The sequence below is a fragment of the Emticicia sp. genome, assembly GCF_043780375.1.
Classification (GTDB): Bacteria; Bacteroidota; Bacteroidia; order Cytophagales; family Spirosomataceae; genus Emticicia.
Map to the genome: position 1 here is coordinate 1 of NZ_JAYWCU010000203.1, position 19240 is coordinate 19240.

Genomic DNA, 19240 nt, shown 5'->3' on the forward strand with positions numbered 1-19240 from the left:
ACTCGACAACATTGACAAAATGATTGCCGAAAGAGGTTTCAAAAAACTATTTTTTTACCATAAAGTAGGTTTGAGCAATATGCAAATCTATATCCGAAATACCAATAAAAACAAAGATTACTTCACTTGGCAAATTGACGAAATCAAGAAATTGGTGGAAGCATTATAAGGGATATTTTTAGTAAAAAACCTTTTTAAGTAGTATTCTCATTTTACTCTAAATATTTTCTAACCTACCTGCATTTTTATCAATTATTTACTTGGAGTATTTTCTATAAGTATTTGATAAACAACAACTTAGCTATTTCATAATTCAATAAAAACTGGTGTATTTCTTGGTACTAAAATTTAGTATCACTGCTTTTTTCATTTCAAAATTTAAAAAAACTACCTATGGCGACTGTAAATTATTACCTCGACACCCGAAAAACCGATGAAGGTTTTGGTATCATCAAATTAAGAATTACCCATTATCGAGAACAAAAAGATTATTCTACAAAAATTAAGATTGCAACATCAGTCTTTGAAAAACTAAAAAAGCAAGGAAGTGAATTAGATGGTCGAATCAGAGATAGTGAAATCATTACCTATCATCATTTGCTTTACGCTTCAAAAGATAACAGAAAGATTTTTGCCGATGGCTTTATCATTCGTGCAAAAACTATCATAAAAAAAATGGGTGATAATTTTGATTCTGATAATTTCAAAAGTGATTTTGACAATTACGGAAAAGAAACGATGTGCCTTGATGATAAGACAGATTTAATCAAAACTTTAAATATCAAATGTGAAACCCTGAAAGCCAAAGGGCAACTTACTCATGGTACAAATTTTGGTTTGGTGGCGAAGTCTCTAACTCGATTTGTGGATTACTTAAACATACACGACCCAAACCGATTAAAACCGAGAAAGAATTTTGTTTTGAGGTTTAGTCATGTTGATAGTACATTCCTGACAGATTGGAGTTCCTTTATGAAAGAACACGGCAAAGTATCTCAAAAGAAAATCAATGGAGTACCTATCAGAGCAAAAGGAGCTTCTGAAACAACAATTGGCATTTATAGCCGAACATTACGGGTGGTTTTTAACGATGCGATTGAAGCAAAAACTATTGATAGAGACACTTATCCTTTTGGGAATAAACGTTTTTCTCCACCAGTGGGTCGAAATATAAAGAAAGCTCTTTCTACAACTCAAATTGATGCAATCAAAGCCTACACCCCAACACCAAATACCTTAGAACAACGTTCGCATGACTTATGGCTTTTTTCTTATTTTGGTAATGGTATGAACTTTACCGATATTCTTCACTTGACTTGGAAAGAAATTACAGATAATACAATCTTGTTTCAAAGACAGAAAACGATTAAAACCAATACAGATATTTCAGTAAGAATAAATGACACAATGAAAGCAATTTTAGGGCGTTGGGCAAGCGAAAGAAAGAATGAAAATGACTTTGTGTTTCCATTTTTAAATGGTTTGAATACCCTTGAAAAACGCACTGCTGAGGTTCATCAAATCATTAAAGTAACAAATTATCACATGAATGCCATTGGTGCGAAATTAGAAATTAAAGAAAACCTCAATACTTATGTAGCTCGTCATAGTTTTGCTACGAGACTATTACGAAGCAATGCTCCCTTGGCAATGATAAAAGAAAAATTAGGACACAAAAAGATTGCAACAACTGAAAGCTATCTTGGTAGTTTTGAAAAGGAAGTTGAAGACAAATATTTAGATGAATTGTAGTTTACCGATTTTGTAGTGAGACTTGTAGTGAGACCAAATTTTTGGGCATAAAAAAGGGAGCTACTTTTTATCGTAACTCCTTGATTATCAGGCTTTTAAATCGAGCCTCCAGTCGGGATCAAACCAACGACCTACTGATTACAAGTCAGTTGCTCTATCAGCTGAGCTATGGAGGCAATTTATTTTAATAATTGAAGTAAAATTTCTTTCTCTCTCCCTCTATTGTGATGCAAAATTACTGCCTATTCATATTTTTTGCAAACTTTTTGACAATAATTTTTAATCTTTTTCTTAACTCGCTGAAAACCAACGAGTTAAGAAAGTATTTTTTAATTGGCTGCAATAATAATTTTTAATCGTTGCTTCATCTCTGTTAATTCTTTTTCTGCATCTTTTATTTTCCCTTCATACTCGGCACGAACCGAGGCTGCATTTTTAGAACGAGCAAAAAACTCAATATTATTTTCCCACAAATGAATATCATCTTCAATGGTTTTCATTTTACGACGAATATCATTTTCTTTTTTGTCCAACTCTTTTGAATTACCTTTCTCCCCACCTTTAGAAACAGCCTCTACTTCATTCTGAAGTACCATTTTCTCTTTTTCTGCCCCACTTAAACCTGTACTCCCCTTTACGTAAGCATTGATGGCATCAACAAAGCGGCGTTGCATAGTCTGCATATCTTTGCGTGGCACAAAACCAATGCCATTGTACTGAGCTTTATAAGCAACCAGTTTGCTTAATTGAGCATCTCCCGATTGGGCAGCAGTCTCAATTTCTTCACAAATAGCTACTTTTAGTTTCAAATTCGCTTCATATTCTTGTTCAATAATATTGCCTTTTGCCCTTTTACCATTAAAAAATGCATCACAAGCTTTTTTGAAACGCTCGTAAATTTTATCTTTCATTTTTTCAGGAACATGTCCAATGGTTTTCCATGTTTTTTGCAATTCTACCACTTTATCAGTATAAGATGCTGAAAAATCATCGGATGCTAAGAGCGTTTCAACTTGTTCGCAAAGCGAAGTCTTTGCTTTTAAGTTTTCCTCACGAACCGCTTCCAATTTGGCAAAGAAATCGCCTTTATTACGGAAAAATGTTTTCAACATTGCCCAAAAATCACGGCTGATGTCTTTACCTTTTTCCTTTGGCATAGCACCTTTAATACCATTCCATTGGTCTTGAATAGCCATCACTTCTTTAGTTTTGGCATTCCACTCATTGATACTATCAGTATTAAATTCTAAATATGTTTTAAGGTTTTCAATCAAACGCATTTTTGCTCCATAAATCTCCTCTTGCAATTGATTAGTTTGAGATGATTGCTCACGACGTTTATTGTGAATCACATCAAAGGCTACTTTTAGACGCTTCCAAAGTTCATCTTGGGCTTCACGAGCGGCCGGTCCGATATGCTTGTATTCTTCCAATAAATCATTGGCTTGGCGTAGTGTTGTATTGCTCAATCCTCCCTCTCCTATGGCATTGGCAATCGTCTCAATTTTTGTTACTACTTCGGCTTTGGCTATAAGATTTTTCTTACGGTCAAGGTCTTTGAGTTCGTTTTGAATATGTCTAATACTGAAATATCTGTCTACCAATGCATTATATGCCGACCACAAAGTTGTATTATGTGGTGAGTTTACATTTCCAGCAGACTTCCAATCTTCTTGAATCTTCTTAAAGTCTTGCCAATTGCTTTTTGTTCCACCTTTTTCTTCAATTTCTACCGTTTCACGAAGACGTTGCAATAGTTGGGTTTTTCGCTCAAAATAATCTTCTTTTAAACGCTCCATTTTTTGGAAGAAAGCATTTTTAGAATCTCTAATTTGGGCATTTAAAGACTCAAAACGAATAATAAAATTGTCATTTTTATATTCAAAGCCATCACTATTGCCATTATCGGCAATATATTTCTTTAGAGCTTCAGATTTTTCACGGGTTTTCAAGTCATCAAAAATAGGCTTGATTTCTCGCATCACCACATCTGCGTTTTTTACATCAGATATACTAACACCCTCCGCTTTGATTGAAGCCAAAAGTTTTTCACCTAAATCTACAAAATCTTTTTTAGTGAAACTGCTATAATCAACCTCTTCTTGTACATGAACTTCTTCGATAGGTTCAAGAGCCAATTGCGGAATTTCTGCTTCTGGCGATGCTTCTACATCTGTCAAAACTTCTTCTTTTTGTGCAGCAACAGTAGCATCTTCTACCTCAATTACTTCTCCTGATACTTCTACTATATTTTCAATATCTTCAACAAGAGTATCCGCTTCTATAACGGCATCTTCTATTACATCTGATTTTTTTTCTGCTACTACTGCTATTTCAGCAACAGTCTCACCAATCGAATCAAGCATGGGTGTTTCTTCGATTGTTTCTATCTCTACAATATTTACCACTTCCTCAACCACATTTTTGGTCGGAGTTTCGATTGTGTCTTTTAGCTCGTTCATATTATCTTTGGGTGTTTCATTAGTTTTTTCTGCAGAAATTTCTACTGTTTTCAAAGGTAATTCTTCTGTTTCAGCAGCATCGGTAGCGTTTTCCATCAAATCCAATTCTTTAAATATTATTTATTTGAATGTTGTCATTAGATTTGCAAATGTAATACATTTACAGTTTAATTCTTTTAGGTTTTAAAAACTTCTACTAAGTTCTATTGTTATATACGTAAAAAAAAACAAAAACGTTGGTAAAAGATGAATAAAAAAATAAATTTAGCTTCACTCCGCTTATCGTACTCTCAAAACGAACTATTAGAGGCAAATGTTTTAGTAAATCCATTTCATCAGTTTTCAAAATGGTTCGACGAAACAATAGAGGCCAAAGTTTTAGAGCCAAATGCCATGCACGTTTCAACCATCTCGAACGGAAAGCCCCATGGAAGAATTGTATTATTGAAAGGTTTTGATGAAAATGGCTTTGTATTTTTTACAAATTATGAGAGTAACAAAGGCAAAGAAATTGAAGAAACCCTTTTTGCATCGCTCACTTTTTTTTGGGCAGATTTGGAAAGACAAGTTCGAATCGAAGGAAAAATAGAAAAAGTAAGTGGTCAGGATTCTGACACATATTTTCATTCTCGCCCACGTGGCAGCCAAATTGGTGCTTGGGTATCCAATCAAAGTAAAGTCATTGATGGTCGTGAAGTATTGGAAGACAGATTGCTGGCTCTTGAAAAACAGTTTGAAAATACCGAAATTATTCCTCGTCCAGCTCATTGGGGAGGATACCGAGTACTACCCGATAAAATTGAATTTTGGCAAGGTCGCTCCAATCGTTTACACGACAGGATTTTATATTCCAAAATATCCAACGAGTGGAAAATTGAGCGACTTTCACCGTAGAGGAATGCCGCAATGTTTGAATTTATTCATTCCTATAAACTATAATACCTATGAACTACGACTTCATCATCATTGGTGCAGGTTCGGCTGGATGTGTATTAGCCAATCGCCTCTCCGAAAATCCAAATCATAAAGTGCTTCTGCTCGAAGCTGGTGGTACAGACAAAAAAATGGAAATCCATATTCCTGCGGGCTATGCTAAGCTCCACCGAAGCAACATAGATTGGAGCTTTAGCACTGAAGCTCAAAAACATGTTTTAAACAGAAAAATTTATTTGCCACGAGGAAAAACTTTAGGCGGAAGTAGCTCTACCAATGCAATGGCGTATGTGAGAGGCAACAAAGAAGACTACAATGATTGGGCAAAATTGGGCAATAAAGGATGGGGTTATGACGATATTTTACCTTATTTCAAGAAATCGGAACATAATGAGCAAATTCACAACTACTATCATGGCAATGAAGGTTTGCTGAATGTAAGTTTTGCCAAAGGATTTGATACCCCCTTTTCAGATGCTTTTGTGAAGGCTTGCGTGCAGAGCAATATTGCCGAAAACAATGACTACAATGGTGAAAAACAAGCTGGAGCGGGACGTTTTCAGTTTACCATAAAAGATGCCAAACGTCATAGTGCAGCAGGTGCTTTTTTGAAGCCTGCCATGAAACGTCCAAATTTGACGGTAATTACGAATGCTACTGCCAAGCAAATCTTGATTGAAAATGACCGTGCAGTAGGCGTTGAATATTATATAGGTAACACAATTACCGAAAAAGTTTTTGCCAACAAAGAAGTGATATTATCGGCTGGGGCATTTGCTTCACCACAATTATTGATGCTTTCAGGCATTGGCGATGCTGATGAATTGAAAAAACATGGTATTGAATGTAAGAAAAACTTGATTGGTGTTGGAAAAAACCTTCAAGACCATCTATTTTCGGGTGTAAGTTCTTTATCGAACCAGCAATTAGGACAAAATCATCACCTTAAACCATTTAATCAATTAAAAGGATTGCTCCAATATCTTTTCACAAAAAAAGGCGTATTTACAATTAGTCCATTAGAATCATTTGCTTTTGGAATGACCGATGATAGTCCCGACCGAGTAAATTACCAATTTCATTTTGCTTCGTTGCATATTGGCAATGACTATAAAGCTGATATGTATGACATTAATACTTTTCCGCTCAATGATGGATTTATTATTTTACCAACATTATTACGCCCCGAAAGTCGAGGTTTTGTTACATTAGGTAGTAATAACGCATTTGATGCTCCCATCATTCAACCTAATTTTTTGGAAGCAGAACAAGACCAAATCACCCTTTTGAAGGCTGCAAAAAAAGCAATCGAAGTGATGCAAGCATCTGCTTTTGACCAATATAGAAGAGCGATGATTACACCTCCCGATACCAGCTCGGACGATGCGATTATGCTTCATCTAAAAAAACAACTCGAAACGGTGTATCACCCAGTGGGTACTTGCAAAATGGGTAATGATGAAATGGCGGTAGTTGATGACCAACTCCGAGTAAAAAACATTGAAAGTTTACGAGTAATTGATGCCTCTATAATGCCAACAATTGTTTCTGGCAATACGAATGCCCCTACTTATATGATTGCGGAAAAGGGTGCAGAGATGATACTTTCGTGATAAAATTTCGTTAAACCGCTTCCCGCTCAAATTCTATAATAATTGGCTAAGTTTTCAAATTGATGATTTTAAAAACCCTTTAGGATGCAATATTGGTGGTTCGCCACAGCAAAATAAAACAAGCTCAAAAAAGCCTCCTATCACAGCATTGAACTTCTTAGGCAAAAGTATCATTCCTATGGCATAGGAACAAGACTCTCATGGCAATTACCTTACCAATATTAAATCTCTGCGAGATTTATTTGGAAAATTACTAATATAAATTAAGGACATAAACAAGACTTTTGACCATTATACGTTCAATTTCTTGCCTATATAGATCTAAACAATGGTTTTCTAAGTTCTAATATTTCATAATCTCGCAAAAAATTAAAATTAATTTCATTTAGCGAAATTAAAATATAGGAGTGGCACGATTTTTGCAACGATTGTTTTAATTGTTGTTAATTATCACTTTTATTAATTAAAACATTTTGCCAAATGAAAACTAAAACACTACTTTTATGCTTAACGTTTTGCGTGAGTTATTATCATGGTTACAGTCAACAAACTATTGAGAATAACAAAATTTGTATGGACCCGATTTCGGGAAGGGGTGCCTATATAGGTACTGGTGTTGGAGGCAGTGGCGTGTGTCTTCTGTGTGGAACTGCGAGTGCGTCTAATGTAATTGATGGCCGATCAAAGTAACTTTGCTGTAGCAACATTGACTGTGGGTTTACTAAGTGGAACTCCAATAATTGCTATTAGAGACTCTCTTCAATATTACCCTGCAGGAAATGAAGCTGGTTTCATTGTTGGTCCGGATGGGGGTTTGCTTTCTGCCGCCATATTAAATAACCTAAAAATTGAAACATATCGTAATGGTGTTTTAGTAGAAACTGGGCTATTTACTGGTGGAGGACCTTTGCTTAAATTATCTGTTTTGCAAGGCTCAACTGGAGGTAAACAAATTTTAAGTTTTGTCACAACTCAAGACTTTGACGAAGTTAGACTTGTATCTACCGGCTCTATTGGTGTTTTAACATCTTTAAGGATTTATGGTGCATTTGAAGGACCTGCCAATTGTGCTCATGATTGCGTAAATGCACTTACAGGTGCAGAAGTAACTGGTAATCCTACGACAGGATTAAGTGGAACTTGTGTTGGCGGTGGAATTACAAACCCAAATAACGTAACTGGTGATACCACATTAGCGGCTAATATTGCTGTGCCATTATTAGGGGTAGGTTGCTCACGGTTTTTACAAGTAGCTACAACTGCAACATATCCAATTGGTACATTTGCTGGTTTTGCAATATCCGATAATTCAGGGCTTTTAGGTCTGAATCTACTCGGAGGGATTAGAATTGAAACTTATTTAGGTGCTACATTCCAAGAAGGAGTAACAGGCAGTGCATTATTATCTGCGGTTGCGGTAGGTGGTGCCACTCCTATTTATCAAGTTGGTTTTAAAACAACAAAAACTTTCGACCGAATTAGAATTGTTGTAAATGGTTTGGTATCGCTTGGACTTGGAGCATCTTATGATGTTTACTACGCCTATATAAAATTAGATACAGATAATGATGGTGTGCCAGATTGTATTGATAAATGTATTGGAAATGACCTTTTGGATACTGATGGTGACGGAGTTCCTGATGCTTGTGATAACAATTTAATTGATATTTCACTTGCAAAAGCAGTAAACAACTCTACCCCAATATTAGGTGAAAATGTTACATTTTCTATCACAGCAACCAGAGATGCAACTAATCTGAATGCAACAGGCTTGAAAGTAAAAGATTTGCTACCAACAGGTTTCACTTATGTTTCGCATGCGGCTCCAACGGGAACAAACTATGTATCTTCAACAGGTATATGGAATATCGGTAGTGCATTAGGAGGAACAACTAATAACCTTACATTGACGTTGACCGCAAAGGTTGATTCGGTAGGTGTTTTAGCAAATATTGCAAAAATAATTGCAGCAAATGAAACTGATATAGACTCACCGTATAATAATGGTTCGACTACAGAGGATGATTTAGCCAGTGCATGTGTATCGGTACCTGTTCAACTATGTCAAGGACAATCATTGACTTTAACTGCTCCAGGAGTAGCACCTTCTTATCAATGGTTTAAAAATGACATTGCTATTACGGGTGCGATAAATGCCAGTTTAATAGTAACTGAAAGTGGCAACTATACCGTAAACTTCACTTCTGTTTCAGGCTGTATATCGGGCAACTGTTGCCCAGTAATAGTGAATGTCAATGCTTTGTCGGTGGTTAATGCTGGTATTGATGTATCTGTGTGCGGTGGAAGCCCTGTAACACTTTCTGCTACTGGCACTGGTTCTTTTGTATGGAGTACAGGAGCAACTACTCCCTCAATTATTGTATCCCCTACGATTACGACTCAATACATAGTATCATTAACAAATGCAGCAGGATGTGTTAATAGAGATACAGTTATTGTAACCATAAAACCAGCTCCGTTATCAGCAAACGCTGTTACTATCTGTAATAGTGGTGGTACTCCAACTATCACTACCGACGATACATTTACAATAATATTGAATCCTTCGGGAGGAAGTGGAACTACATACACTGTTTTAGTAAATGGGGTTTCAACGGGTGTTACCTATGTTTATGGTTCTGCAAGTGTAGCAATTGCGGCTGGTTTAATATCAAGTGGAGTAAAAACACTCACGATAATTGACGCAAATGGATGTCAATTAATAGCAAGTGTCACACCACCAGCAAATTGCTCGATTTGTCCACCAAAAATTTGCGTTCCGATTACAATTACGAAGTTATAGATAAACTATTTAAAGTATTTAATAGCGGTGTAAATGAAAATTTACACCGCTATTTTTGTTTATTAGGCCTCTTTAATTAATAAAATCTCGTTTTTATCTTCTGTTTTTACTGCAAAACCTTTTAACAAACTTAGTAAAAAACTACTTCCTTAATTTAGCATAATTTCATATTCTGAACCCATACATAACTCAAACGCAATGCCGAGATAACATAAATAATACCCAACTTACCTCGTTGATACATTTCGGAATTGTGGAAAAATAGGTAAAAAGCATTATATTTGTACAATAGTTAAGAGAGGAAGTAATATATAATTTCACAACATAGTAGATGAAAATTTCGTACAATTGGTTAAAAAGTCTGATTGATATTCAAGAATCGGCAGAAGAGATTGGTAAATTATTGACCGCCACAGGTTTGGAGGTCGAAGGAATCGAAGAAATTGAGTCTGTCAAAGGTGGCTTAAAGGGCTTTGTGGTAGGCAAAGTGCTTACTTGTGAAACTTTTATGGTCAAAGAAAAGCAATTGAGCCTCACTACGGTTGATATTGGCACAGAAATACCTTCAAGCATTGTTTGTGGAGCAGAAAATGTGCGTGCAGAGCAAAAAGTTATTGTTGCTACGCTCGGAACGACCATCCATTTTGCTGACGGCAAATCTTTTGTTATCGAAAAAAGAAAAGTTTATGGACATCCATCAGAGGGAATGATTTGTGCCGAAGACGAGATTGGCGTGGGTACTTCTCATGATGGAATCTTGGTTTTAGACACTGCACTTCCAAACGGTACACCAGCAGCAAAATATTTTTCGCTCGAACCTGATTTTCAAATTGAAATTGGTCTGACTCCTAATCGTGCCGATGCCGCTTCGCATTTGGGCGTAGCTCGTGATTTACGGGCTGTTTTGGATAGAGAAATAAAAATGCCTTCTATCGAAACCTTCAAGCCAAACTCACAAAATACTGAACGTGGCCCAAGTGACTTTCAAGTAATAATCGAAAACGCTGAGGCTTGTCCACGTTTTTGTGGCTTAGAAATTCGTGGAATTAAGGTGCAAGAATCACCATCTTGGTTGAAAAATGCTTTGCAGTCAATTGGTCTAAATCCAATCAATAATGTTGTTGATATTACTAATTATATATGTCATACATTGGGGCAACCAATGCACGCTTTCGATGCTGATGAAGTGAATGGGCATAAAATTGTGGTGCGAGTTCCAGAAAAAGGAACAAAATTCACTACACTTGACGGCACAGAACGTACACTGTCGGGCAATGATTTGATGGTTTGTAATGAAACCGAACCAATGGCAATTGCAGGGGTTTTTGGTGGACAGAAATCTGGAATCAAAGCTACCACACAAAATCTTTTCTTGGAAGTAGCTTATTTTAGTCCAGTTTGGGTGCGTCGAACTGCTACTTTTCATGGACTGAAAACCGATGCCTCGTTCCGCTACGAGCGTGGCACCGACCCAAATATGCCGCCATTTGCAATTCGTTTGGCAGCAGTTTTGATGCAAGAATTGGCTGGTGGTGAAATCATTGGCGGAACATCGGCCAATGGTTTTATTGATGTTTATCCAAATCCTGTCGAAAACTTCAAATTTTCTGTCAAATATAAAAATATCAATCGCTTAATTGGTAAAAATCTTGATAATAGCTTGATTCATAAAATCTTACAAAGTCTTGATATTCAAGTGCTTAGTGATGATGGCACAATCATGCAAGTAAGCGTTCCGCCTTATAGAGTTGATGTAACGAGAGAAGCAGACGTAATAGAAGAAATCCTACGAATTTACGGTTTTGGGAGCATCGAACTTTCTGAAAACCTTCAAACCGATTATCTGTCAAGTTTCCCTGAGAAAGATGTAGATAAATTACAATTCAAAATTATTGAGTTATTGGCAGGAAACGGTTTCAATGAAATTCAGACACTTTCTATTACAAAACCTGCTTATAATCAAGCACTTGCAGCGACTGCAAAAGGTGAAAATACGGAACGCCGCCAGGTTGTACTTCTCAATCCACTAAGTGAAGAACTTTCGGTGATGCGACAGAGTTTACTTTTGACAGGAATGGAATCAGTGGCTTATAATATCAACCGCCGTCAAAAAGATTTGAAATTATTTGAATTTGGGCGTAGTTACTACAAAAAAGAAGATAAATATAAAGAAAATAAGCATTTAGGTCTTTGGCTAACTGGCAATAGTCAGTCCGAAACTTGGGCAAGTCCGAGTACTCCTGTAGCTTTCCACGATTTAGCTTTGGCAGTTCAAAAAGTTATGAAAGCCATGCGAGTCAACAATTTTGATACGCAGGAAACTGACTCAAATATTTTTCAGTTTGGATTGACTTATTTGGTCAATAAAAAACCTATCGTGAGTTTAGGCTTGGTAAAGCCGTCTTTGGCGAAATTGGCTGATGTAAAACAGGCGGTTTTTTATGCAGATTTTGACTGGGAATATTTATTGAAACAATATTCTGAAAAAATAGCTTTTGCAGGTATTCCGAAGTTCCCTGAAGTTCGCCGTGATTTATCGCTGGTGATTGATTCGACAGTAAATTTTGAGCAAATATCGGCAATTGCTTTAAAAACTGAACGGAATTTATTGCAAAATGTCAATTTATTTGATGTTTATTCGGGAGAGAAACTCGGTGAAAACAAGAAATCTTATTCGGTAAGTTTCTCGCTTCACGACAAAGAAAAAACTTTAACAGACGAAGTTATCGACAAATCGATGCAACGCCTCATTGCTGCTTATGAAAAAGGTTTAGGAGCGGTAATAAGGAAATAAAGCTAAATAGTGAATCAGAAAAAGACAAATAATTAGCAATGAATTTCGAGATATTTAGAGTTTAGTTAAATTATTTTACTCGATGAGTTTCGTCTTATCAGAATCTAAAATAAATTAAAAAAGACACATGGTAATTGTATAAATTTAAAGACATAAGTGCCTTTTTAAGACAAAAATTAGGGATTTTAAACAAGTTGAAGGGATTTAAAAGTACAACAAAATAGCTTAGAAAAGTTCAAATAAAGCTTAGTTGGATAAACGGTCGTCTAAACTTCGGAGTACATAGTGGGAACTTGAGGTTCTCAACAAAAAATATCATAGATTCAGAAAAATCAATAAAAACCGCAGATTTATTTGCGGTTTTTTATTGCTTAATAATTAGTATTTTTGTCAAAAAAAGCAAAACAAATATGAAATATCTAAAGTTTAACAATAATGATAAAATGCCAGCTTTGGGCTTGGGCACTTGGAAATCGACCAAAGGTGAAGTTTATATTGCAGTACGAAAAGCAATCGAAATCGGTTATCGACATTTCGATTGTGCCTTTATTTATGGCAACGAACATGAAATCGGTCAGGCAATTGCGGATGCCATAAAACAGGATGGTATAAAAAGAGAAGACCTATGGATTACATCTAAACTTTGGAATAATCGACACAAAAAAGAAAATGTTCAAGCAGCTATTGAACTTACTTTGCATGATTTGCAAGTCGAATATTTAGATTTATATCTCATTCATTGGCCCGTTGCTCATAAATATGACGTGAGTTATCCACAGAATGGAACAGATTTAGTTAGTCTCAATGAGATTCCGCTGACCGAAACTTGGCAAGGAATGATTGACTTAAAAACCAGAGGTTTGACAAAACACATTGGTGTTTCAAACTTTAGTATCAAAAAAATCACTCAAATTTCGGAAGATACGGGCGTTTTGCCTGAAGTTTTGCAATTAGAGGCTCATCCGTTTCTTCAACAAAAACAGATTTTAGATTTTGCCAATGAGAGAGGTATTTTCTTAACAGCATTTTGTCCACTCGGCTCAGCCGATAGACCCGCCAGTCGAATTTCAGAAGGTGAACCAAAGTTATTTGAGAACCAAACCATTATTAATATTGCCACCGAAACGGGCTTTTTTCCCGCACAAATCATGCTCGCTTGGGCTGTAAATAGAGGCACATCGGTTATTCCGAAATCTGTCAATTCTCAACGACTGAAACAAAACCTGCTGGCTGCGGATATTGAACTTTCGTGTGATAATATAGAAAAACTCGATGCTTTAGACCAACATTATCGTTACATTAAAGGGGATTTTTGGTGTTTGGATGGCAGTGATTATACTTTAGCAAATCTTTGGGACGAATAATTTTTTGAACTCTTATCAAGGGAAAAGATTTTGACAATAAGATGTCAAAATCTTTTTTGTGTCTTAATATCGTGGCGAAAAGACAATTGCAAACAATAGCATGTATGCCAATAACAAGATAATTTCACCTTCCAATGTAACTTATCAGGCAGGTAAAGCTATTTTGCTAACGCCTGGTTTTGAAGTAATGGGTGTTTTTAAGGCCGAAATTCGGGGTTTCGATAATTGAAAGTTGCATAATTTCAATAAAAAGCCCCCTTATTTCATTAAGATTTAAGGGGGCTTTTTTTTCTTTAATCAAACTTGTCTTCTTTGGTTTATGTAAATCGTTTTTAGTCATTTTATGTTTAAAATGACTAAAATTTGGTATTTGACACAATAAACTAAGTTTTGGAACAATAGACTAAGTTTTTGGTCAAATACACAAAGAGTAAAACAAACGCTCTCCCTAACTTTGTCAAGTCAGCAAATATCACTTTCGACCAAAAAGACAATCGAATTATCAATTTGACAACTATGACCGCTTTCTCGCAGGAAAACGCATAAGTTCATAAAAACTATTCAATTACCTCCTTTTACCGTAATCTCAATAATGCCAAGCAAAAATTAAAAAATCAATAACTACCCCAGAATATAATTCTTATGAAAAATACAACTCTACTAATCTTATTTTTTCTTGTCCCGATATTCATATTTGCCCAAAACAATCCATCACCGTTTATTGGAACAAATCTTCCGAGAGGTAGTAGCCTCCGAATTTTACGCCTTGCAGTATCTGCTAATGGGGAGTTTACACAATCGGTACCAGGAGCAAATGATACCGAAAAAAAAGCAGAAGTATTACGTCAAATGAAAATTTGGTTGGCCGAAATTAACATCATGTACGGAAGGGAATATAGTGTTCGATTCGAACTCATTCCTGATAACATTTTGCTTTCAATCATATACCCCAATGCCGCTACTGATCCATGGCCCAATATGTCGGGCGGAAATGGCTGTGATAATGCTTCAAACATTTTAAATATTCAAGCATCAACTATTGACGGAGCTATCGGTGCTGTCAATTATGATATTAGTCATGTAATCTTGGGTAATTTTGGTGGTGGATGTGCAGGAGGATTTAAAACAGGTTATTCAGGTGGATTTGATATACCCGTTACTCGACACGAAATGGGGCATCAATTTTCACAGGCTCACACCATCAATAATGGAAGCTCGACTAATTACGAGCCAGAAAATGCAGGAAGGTCAGTTCATGGTGGCAATACAGACCCTTATGCTCACTCAAATTCTTATCATCAATTAGCCAACCATCTCATCAACACAGTTCCAACCGCAGGAACAAATGTCGCCACAGGAAACACCATTCCTACTGTGAATGCAGGTGCCGACCGAAGCATTCCGATTAGTACGCCATTTACCCTTACGGCAACAGCAACAGACCCCGATGTAGGCGATAATCTGACTTATGTTTGGGACCAATTAGATGGAAGTACCATGCAAAGCCTTCCAGCTCCTACTAAAACACAAGGGGCTTTGTTTTCGAGATTAGTACCTTCATTAACCCCTTCGAGAACTTATCCGAAAATTATTAATGTGATTGCCAATGTTTTTTCGACAGCCGAAGAAGATATGCCAACACTTACTCGTGATTTGAATTTTAGGCTTACCGTAAACGACAATCACCAGTTTAATTATAATGGCACAATGGTCAATCAAAGTGGAACGAACTCTGATGATATAAAAATAACGGTCGTAAATAACGGCGGAGCATTTAGTGTAACGAGCCAAAGCACGGCAGTAACTTACACAGGCGGAACAAATCAAACCATTACTTGGAATGTAAGCGGCACTAATTTAGTTCCTATCAGTACTTCAAATGTAAAAATCAGTCTTTCTGCCGATGGTGGATTTAAGTATCCGATAGTCCTGACAAATAGTACAGCAAATACTGGCTCGGCTGTTGTAATAATGCCAAATATCAACACTACCCAAGCCAGAATTAAAGTTGAAGCGGTTGGCAATTATTTCTTTGCAATCAATAGTTCAAATTTTACCATCAATCAAAACACTGGTATAGCAGGAATCGGCATTGCCATTACTTCAACCAATACATTGGTGAGTGAAAATGGTCAAACAGACACTTATACGGTTAAGTTATTGACTAATCCGTCGGGTGCTGTAACCGTAAACATTACGGCTGATGCACAAACCGAAATAAGTTTAGATGGCACTAATTTCGGCATCAACAAGACTGTAAGTTTAAGTAATATTACCCCGCGAACCATAACGGTAAGAGGAAAATCTGATAACGTTTCAGAAGGTTTCCACTTGGGTTTAATTCAACAAACAGTATCGGTTAGTGCCGACCCAACTAATTATCCAGTCGGAATGGCTGGTCAGCCAGTGTCGGTAAATATTGCCGATGCCCAAATCCCACCCATCATTGGGATTGATTTTGATGCAACAAGCTCAACAACTTCGCCTACAAACTGGCTCAGAATAGCTGACATTAGAAACCAAACACTTACGAATATTCCTTTGGATGATGGAACACCAACAGATATTGACCTTACTACTTCGGCAAGCGACTGTGGCGTCGGAGGATGCGGCTTTGCTTCTGGTAATTTTACTTTACCACAACACGCACAGTCACTTACGAACCTTACAGGTGTAACTTATGCGAGAGGTACAGCTACATTTACTTGGAGTGGATTACAAGCAAATACTAAGTATCTCATATTCGTTTTCGGGCTTGGGGTATTCGGCCCGATGAATCAAAACGTAACGATTACAGGTAGCGGAACACCTATTGCCTTTATTCAAAATGCAGCCTCAAATATATTGCTTGTCAATGACCAAGTATCTTCCACCGATATTTTGACCAATTTTAGCAAAACCATGACTTCCTCACCAACTGGAACAATCACAATAACAGCAACATCAAATTTGGAAAACACCGAAATGTCTTTTGCAGGTATAGGTATCCGTAAGGTAGGGTGTCCAAACAATGATTTAATATTAGATACCAACCCTGTACCTACTGGTTTAAATCAAGCGGCTTTCTTAATCCAATCAAAAGGAACGGTGCAGACAGGCACTAATGTTACTTTTTTAGCGGGAAAAGCAATTGAATTGACAGGGGTATTTAAAGCACAAAACGGTTCGGTATTCGAGGCAAAGATTGGAGGATGTCAGTAATAACAATAGACTTGTTGCGATGATAAATTACTATATTTGAGAAAAAAAACACTGATGAAATTAGACATTTTAGAGTTGACAACCGAACGACAATGGCGTTCAGCAACTGGTCTTACTAAGGAAAAATTTGAAATACTTTTAAGTCCATTTCAAGAAAGTTATGAAAATGTTTATGGTAAAACTATTCAAGAACGTACTTCAGAAAGTCCAAATAATCCAACGATAACGAGTTACTCTGAATTGTTGTTTTTTACGCTTTTTAGCCTAAAATCAGGCTTAACGTATGATTTATTAGGTTTTGTCTGCGGAATTGATGGTTCAAATGCCAAACGAAATCAAACAATGGGTATCGGAATTTTAAAAGATACTTTATCCAAAATAGGTATTTTACCCAAACGAAATTTTGAAACTCCTCAAGACTTCAAGGCTTATTTTGAAGAACATAAAACTTTAATTTTGGATGCAACTGAACAACGAGTGCAACGCCCACAAGAAAATGAGGTTCAAAAGACTTATTATTCAGGCAAAAAAAATGTCATACGGTAAAAACGATGGTCATTGTAACCAAGGATAAATACATCCACTATTTGAGTCCTTGTTATTTGGGAATATCACACGATTATGCTTTACTAAAAGCAGAATTTCCACCTGAAAATGATTGGTTTGAAAACCATAAGATTCGCATTGATTTAGGCTATAAGGGCTTCGAAACCGATTATTTATGTAAAAAAGTGGTAATTCCTCACAAAAAACCAAGAAAAAATGACCTAACTGAAACGCAAAAAAATGAAAATAGAGAAAAATCAAAAAAACGAATTTGGGTCGAACATTCCATTGGCGGAATGAAACGATATAGATTCTTTTCCGATAGGCTCAGAAATCATGATTTCGATTTGTATAATGATGTAATCGAAATATGTGCTGGTTTATGGAATTTTAACTTGAAAAATTGATGTTTTACATCGCAACAAGCCTAATATTTAACAAAGCCCCCTTATCTCTATAAGATTTAAGGGGGCTTTCATTTTAGATTAAATAATTTTATTTAATTTGCATCCAAACAAGAGTGTTAGATTCTTGGTTGTTTAGAAAAAGTATTGTTAGCTGTCTGATTTAAAGTAAAAATGACAAATTCGGAGAAAGTATTGGTAGAAAAGCTAAATCAACTCATTGAGGCTAATTTTGATAATTCTACTTTTTCGACCGACATTATTTGCCAAGATTTAGGTATTAGTCGTTCGCAATTGTATCGCCTTATCAAAGAAGAATTCCAACTTTCTACCTCATTATACATTCGTAAAATAAAACTCGCCAAAGCAAAAGATTTACTTGAAAATGGCAATCTAAAAATCGCCGAAATCTCTTATAAAATTGGCATTGATAGTCCACAAAATTTTAGCAAGTATTTCACCCAAGAGTTTGGTATTAGCCCGACCGAATTTAGGAAACAACTTCCAGTTCCAAAAAACGACCATATCGAACAAGATACTGATAATGACCCAGTTATCGAAAAACATTTAGTTCCGAAAAAACAAAAGCAATATATTTATCTTGGATTAGGTTTTGTCATTCTATTAATTGCTTCTTTAGGCGGTTATTTTTGGCAGAAAAACATTGTGTCTTTAGTAGATAAAAATACTTCGACCGAATTATCAGAGAATTCAATTGCTATTTTGCCTTTCAAAAACTTGGGCGATTCAAAAAACTCCTACTTTAGCGAGGGCATAATGGAGCAAATTCACAGCTCGCTCGCATCACTGAATGACCTTAAAGTTATATCTACAACTTCATCTAACAAATACCTAAATACCCAAAAAGCAATTCCACAAATTGCCCAAGAACTGCACGTGAATTATCTTTTAGGAGGCTCGGTTTTGCAACTTGAGAAACAAATCCGAATCACGGTTGAGCTCATCAGTGCAAAAGATGATAGGGTGGTTTGGACAAAAAGCTTTGAGGGTGATACCAAAAATATATTTTCTTACATGAATACGGTATCGAAAGAAGTCGCTGGCGAACTGAATCATAAACTGAGTGGTGGTCTTGTCAATAAATTAAATAAATTCCCGACTAAAAATTTAGCCGCTTACAATGACTTTTTGCAAGGACAACAACTTGTACAGACTCGTACCAAAGAAAAAATAGAAGCCAGTATTACAAAATTCGACGATGCCATCAAACTCGACCCTGTATTTGCCGATGCGTACGCTAACAAGGCTGTTGCCTATTTTTTGATGGGTGAAGACCAACTAATGGACGTAGAAACTTCCTATAAGATGGCAGAAAAAAATGCCCTAACTGCCATCAGAATTGATACC

12 protein-coding genes and 1 tRNA gene are annotated in these 19240 nt (G+C 36.3%); 11 read left to right on the forward strand and 2 right to left on the reverse strand.

The window, feature by feature from the left end:
- Window positions 1-393 precede the first annotated feature (393 nt).
- Window positions 394-1752, forward strand: a complete 1359-nt coding sequence (locus tag ACH2CJ_RS15970; RefSeq protein WP_394993953.1) for a tyrosine-type recombinase/integrase — start codon at window positions 394-396, stop codon at window positions 1750-1752.
- Window positions 1753-1855: 103 nt separating this feature from the next.
- Here ACH2CJ_RS15970 and ACH2CJ_RS15975 read toward each other — a convergent pair.
- Window positions 1856-1928: transfer RNA gene (locus ACH2CJ_RS15975), tRNA-Thr, on the reverse strand.
- A gap of 153 nt (window positions 1929-2081) precedes the next feature.
- On the reverse strand, window positions 2082-4310 hold the full coding sequence (locus ACH2CJ_RS15980; protein WP_394993954.1) for a DUF349 domain-containing protein: 2229 nt from the start codon (window positions 4308-4310) through the stop codon (window positions 2082-2084).
- Between the two features lie 150 nt (window positions 4311-4460).
- On the opposite strand from ACH2CJ_RS15980, the gene pdxH reads away from it, so the two are divergent.
- From pdxH to ACH2CJ_RS16030, 10 genes are all read left to right on the forward strand, one after another.
- The gene (pdxH, locus tag ACH2CJ_RS15985) at window positions 4461-5108 is read left to right on the forward strand and encodes a pyridoxamine 5'-phosphate oxidase (protein ID WP_394993955.1); all 648 of its coding nucleotides are present in this window, start codon (window positions 4461-4463) and stop codon (window positions 5106-5108) included.
- Window positions 5109-5158: 50 nt separating this feature from the next.
- A complete protein-coding gene (locus ACH2CJ_RS15990; RefSeq protein ID WP_394993956.1) occupies window positions 5159-6760 on the forward strand; it encodes a GMC family oxidoreductase in 1602 nt (533 codons plus the stop codon).
- Between the two features lie 673 nt (window positions 6761-7433).
- A complete protein-coding gene (locus ACH2CJ_RS15995) occupies window positions 7434-9563 on the forward strand; it encodes a hypothetical protein (RefSeq protein WP_394993957.1) in 2130 nt (709 codons plus the stop codon).
- A 331-nt stretch (window positions 9564-9894) separates the two neighbouring features.
- Window positions 9895-12357, forward strand: coding sequence for a phenylalanine--tRNA ligase subunit beta (gene pheT / locus ACH2CJ_RS16000; RefSeq protein WP_394993958.1), 2463 nt, complete (start codon window positions 9895-9897; stop codon window positions 12355-12357).
- A 410-nt stretch (window positions 12358-12767) separates the two neighbouring features.
- Entirely contained in the window at window positions 12768-13721 is a 954-nt protein-coding gene (locus ACH2CJ_RS16005; RefSeq protein WP_394993959.1) for an aldo/keto reductase, read from the forward strand.
- Window positions 13722-13806: 85 nt separating this feature from the next.
- A complete protein-coding gene (locus ACH2CJ_RS16010; protein ID WP_394993964.1) occupies window positions 13807-13950 on the forward strand; it encodes a 3-coathanger stack domain-containing protein in 144 nt (47 codons plus the stop codon).
- A 413-nt stretch (window positions 13951-14363) separates the two neighbouring features.
- Complete coding sequence (locus ACH2CJ_RS16015) at window positions 14364-16922, forward strand: 3-coathanger stack domain-containing protein (protein WP_394993960.1); 2559 nt, start codon at window positions 14364-14366, stop codon at window positions 16920-16922.
- A gap of 54 nt (window positions 16923-16976) precedes the next feature.
- Window positions 16977-17468 (forward strand): hypothetical protein, encoded by a 492-nt coding sequence (locus ACH2CJ_RS16020; protein ID WP_394993961.1) that lies wholly within the window; start codon window positions 16977-16979, stop codon window positions 17466-17468.
- Between the two features lie 5 nt (window positions 17469-17473).
- Entirely contained in the window at window positions 17474-17875 is a 402-nt protein-coding gene (locus tag ACH2CJ_RS16025) for a transposase family protein (protein WP_394993962.1), read from the forward strand.
- 171 nt (window positions 17876-18046) lie between these two features.
- The coding region (locus tag ACH2CJ_RS16030; RefSeq protein WP_394993963.1) for a FlgO family outer membrane protein at window positions 18047-19240 on the forward strand (1194 nt) is incomplete at its 3' end.

Bases quoted from the DNA above. Each gene is read 5' to 3' on its own strand.
- pdxH (WP_394993955.1), top strand. From the start codon at position 4,461: ATGAATAAAAAAATAAATTTAGCTTCACTCCGCTTATCGTACTCTCAA.
- ACH2CJ_RS15980 (WP_394993954.1), bottom strand. From the start codon at position 4,310: ATGGAAAACGCTACCGATGCTGCTGAAACAGAAGAATTACCTTTGAAA.
- ACH2CJ_RS16025 (WP_394993962.1), top strand. From the start codon at position 17,474: ATGGTCATTGTAACCAAGGATAAATACATCCACTATTTGAGTCCTTGT.
- ACH2CJ_RS16015 (WP_394993960.1), top strand. From the start codon at position 14,364: ATGAAAAATACAACTCTACTAATCTTATTTTTTCTTGTCCCGATATTC.
- ACH2CJ_RS15990 (WP_394993956.1), top strand. From the start codon at position 5,159: ATGAACTACGACTTCATCATCATTGGTGCAGGTTCGGCTGGATGTGTA.
- ACH2CJ_RS15995 (WP_394993957.1), top strand. From the start codon at position 7,434: ATGGCCGATCAAAGTAACTTTGCTGTAGCAACATTGACTGTGGGTTTA.
- ACH2CJ_RS15970 (WP_394993953.1), top strand. From the start codon at position 394: ATGGCGACTGTAAATTATTACCTCGACACCCGAAAAACCGATGAAGGT.
- ACH2CJ_RS16005 (WP_394993959.1), top strand. From the start codon at position 12,768: ATGAAATATCTAAAGTTTAACAATAATGATAAAATGCCAGCTTTGGGC.
- pheT (WP_394993958.1), top strand. From the start codon at position 9,895: ATGAAAATTTCGTACAATTGGTTAAAAAGTCTGATTGATATTCAAGAA.
- ACH2CJ_RS16020 (WP_394993961.1), top strand. From the start codon at position 16,977: ATGAAATTAGACATTTTAGAGTTGACAACCGAACGACAATGGCGTTCA.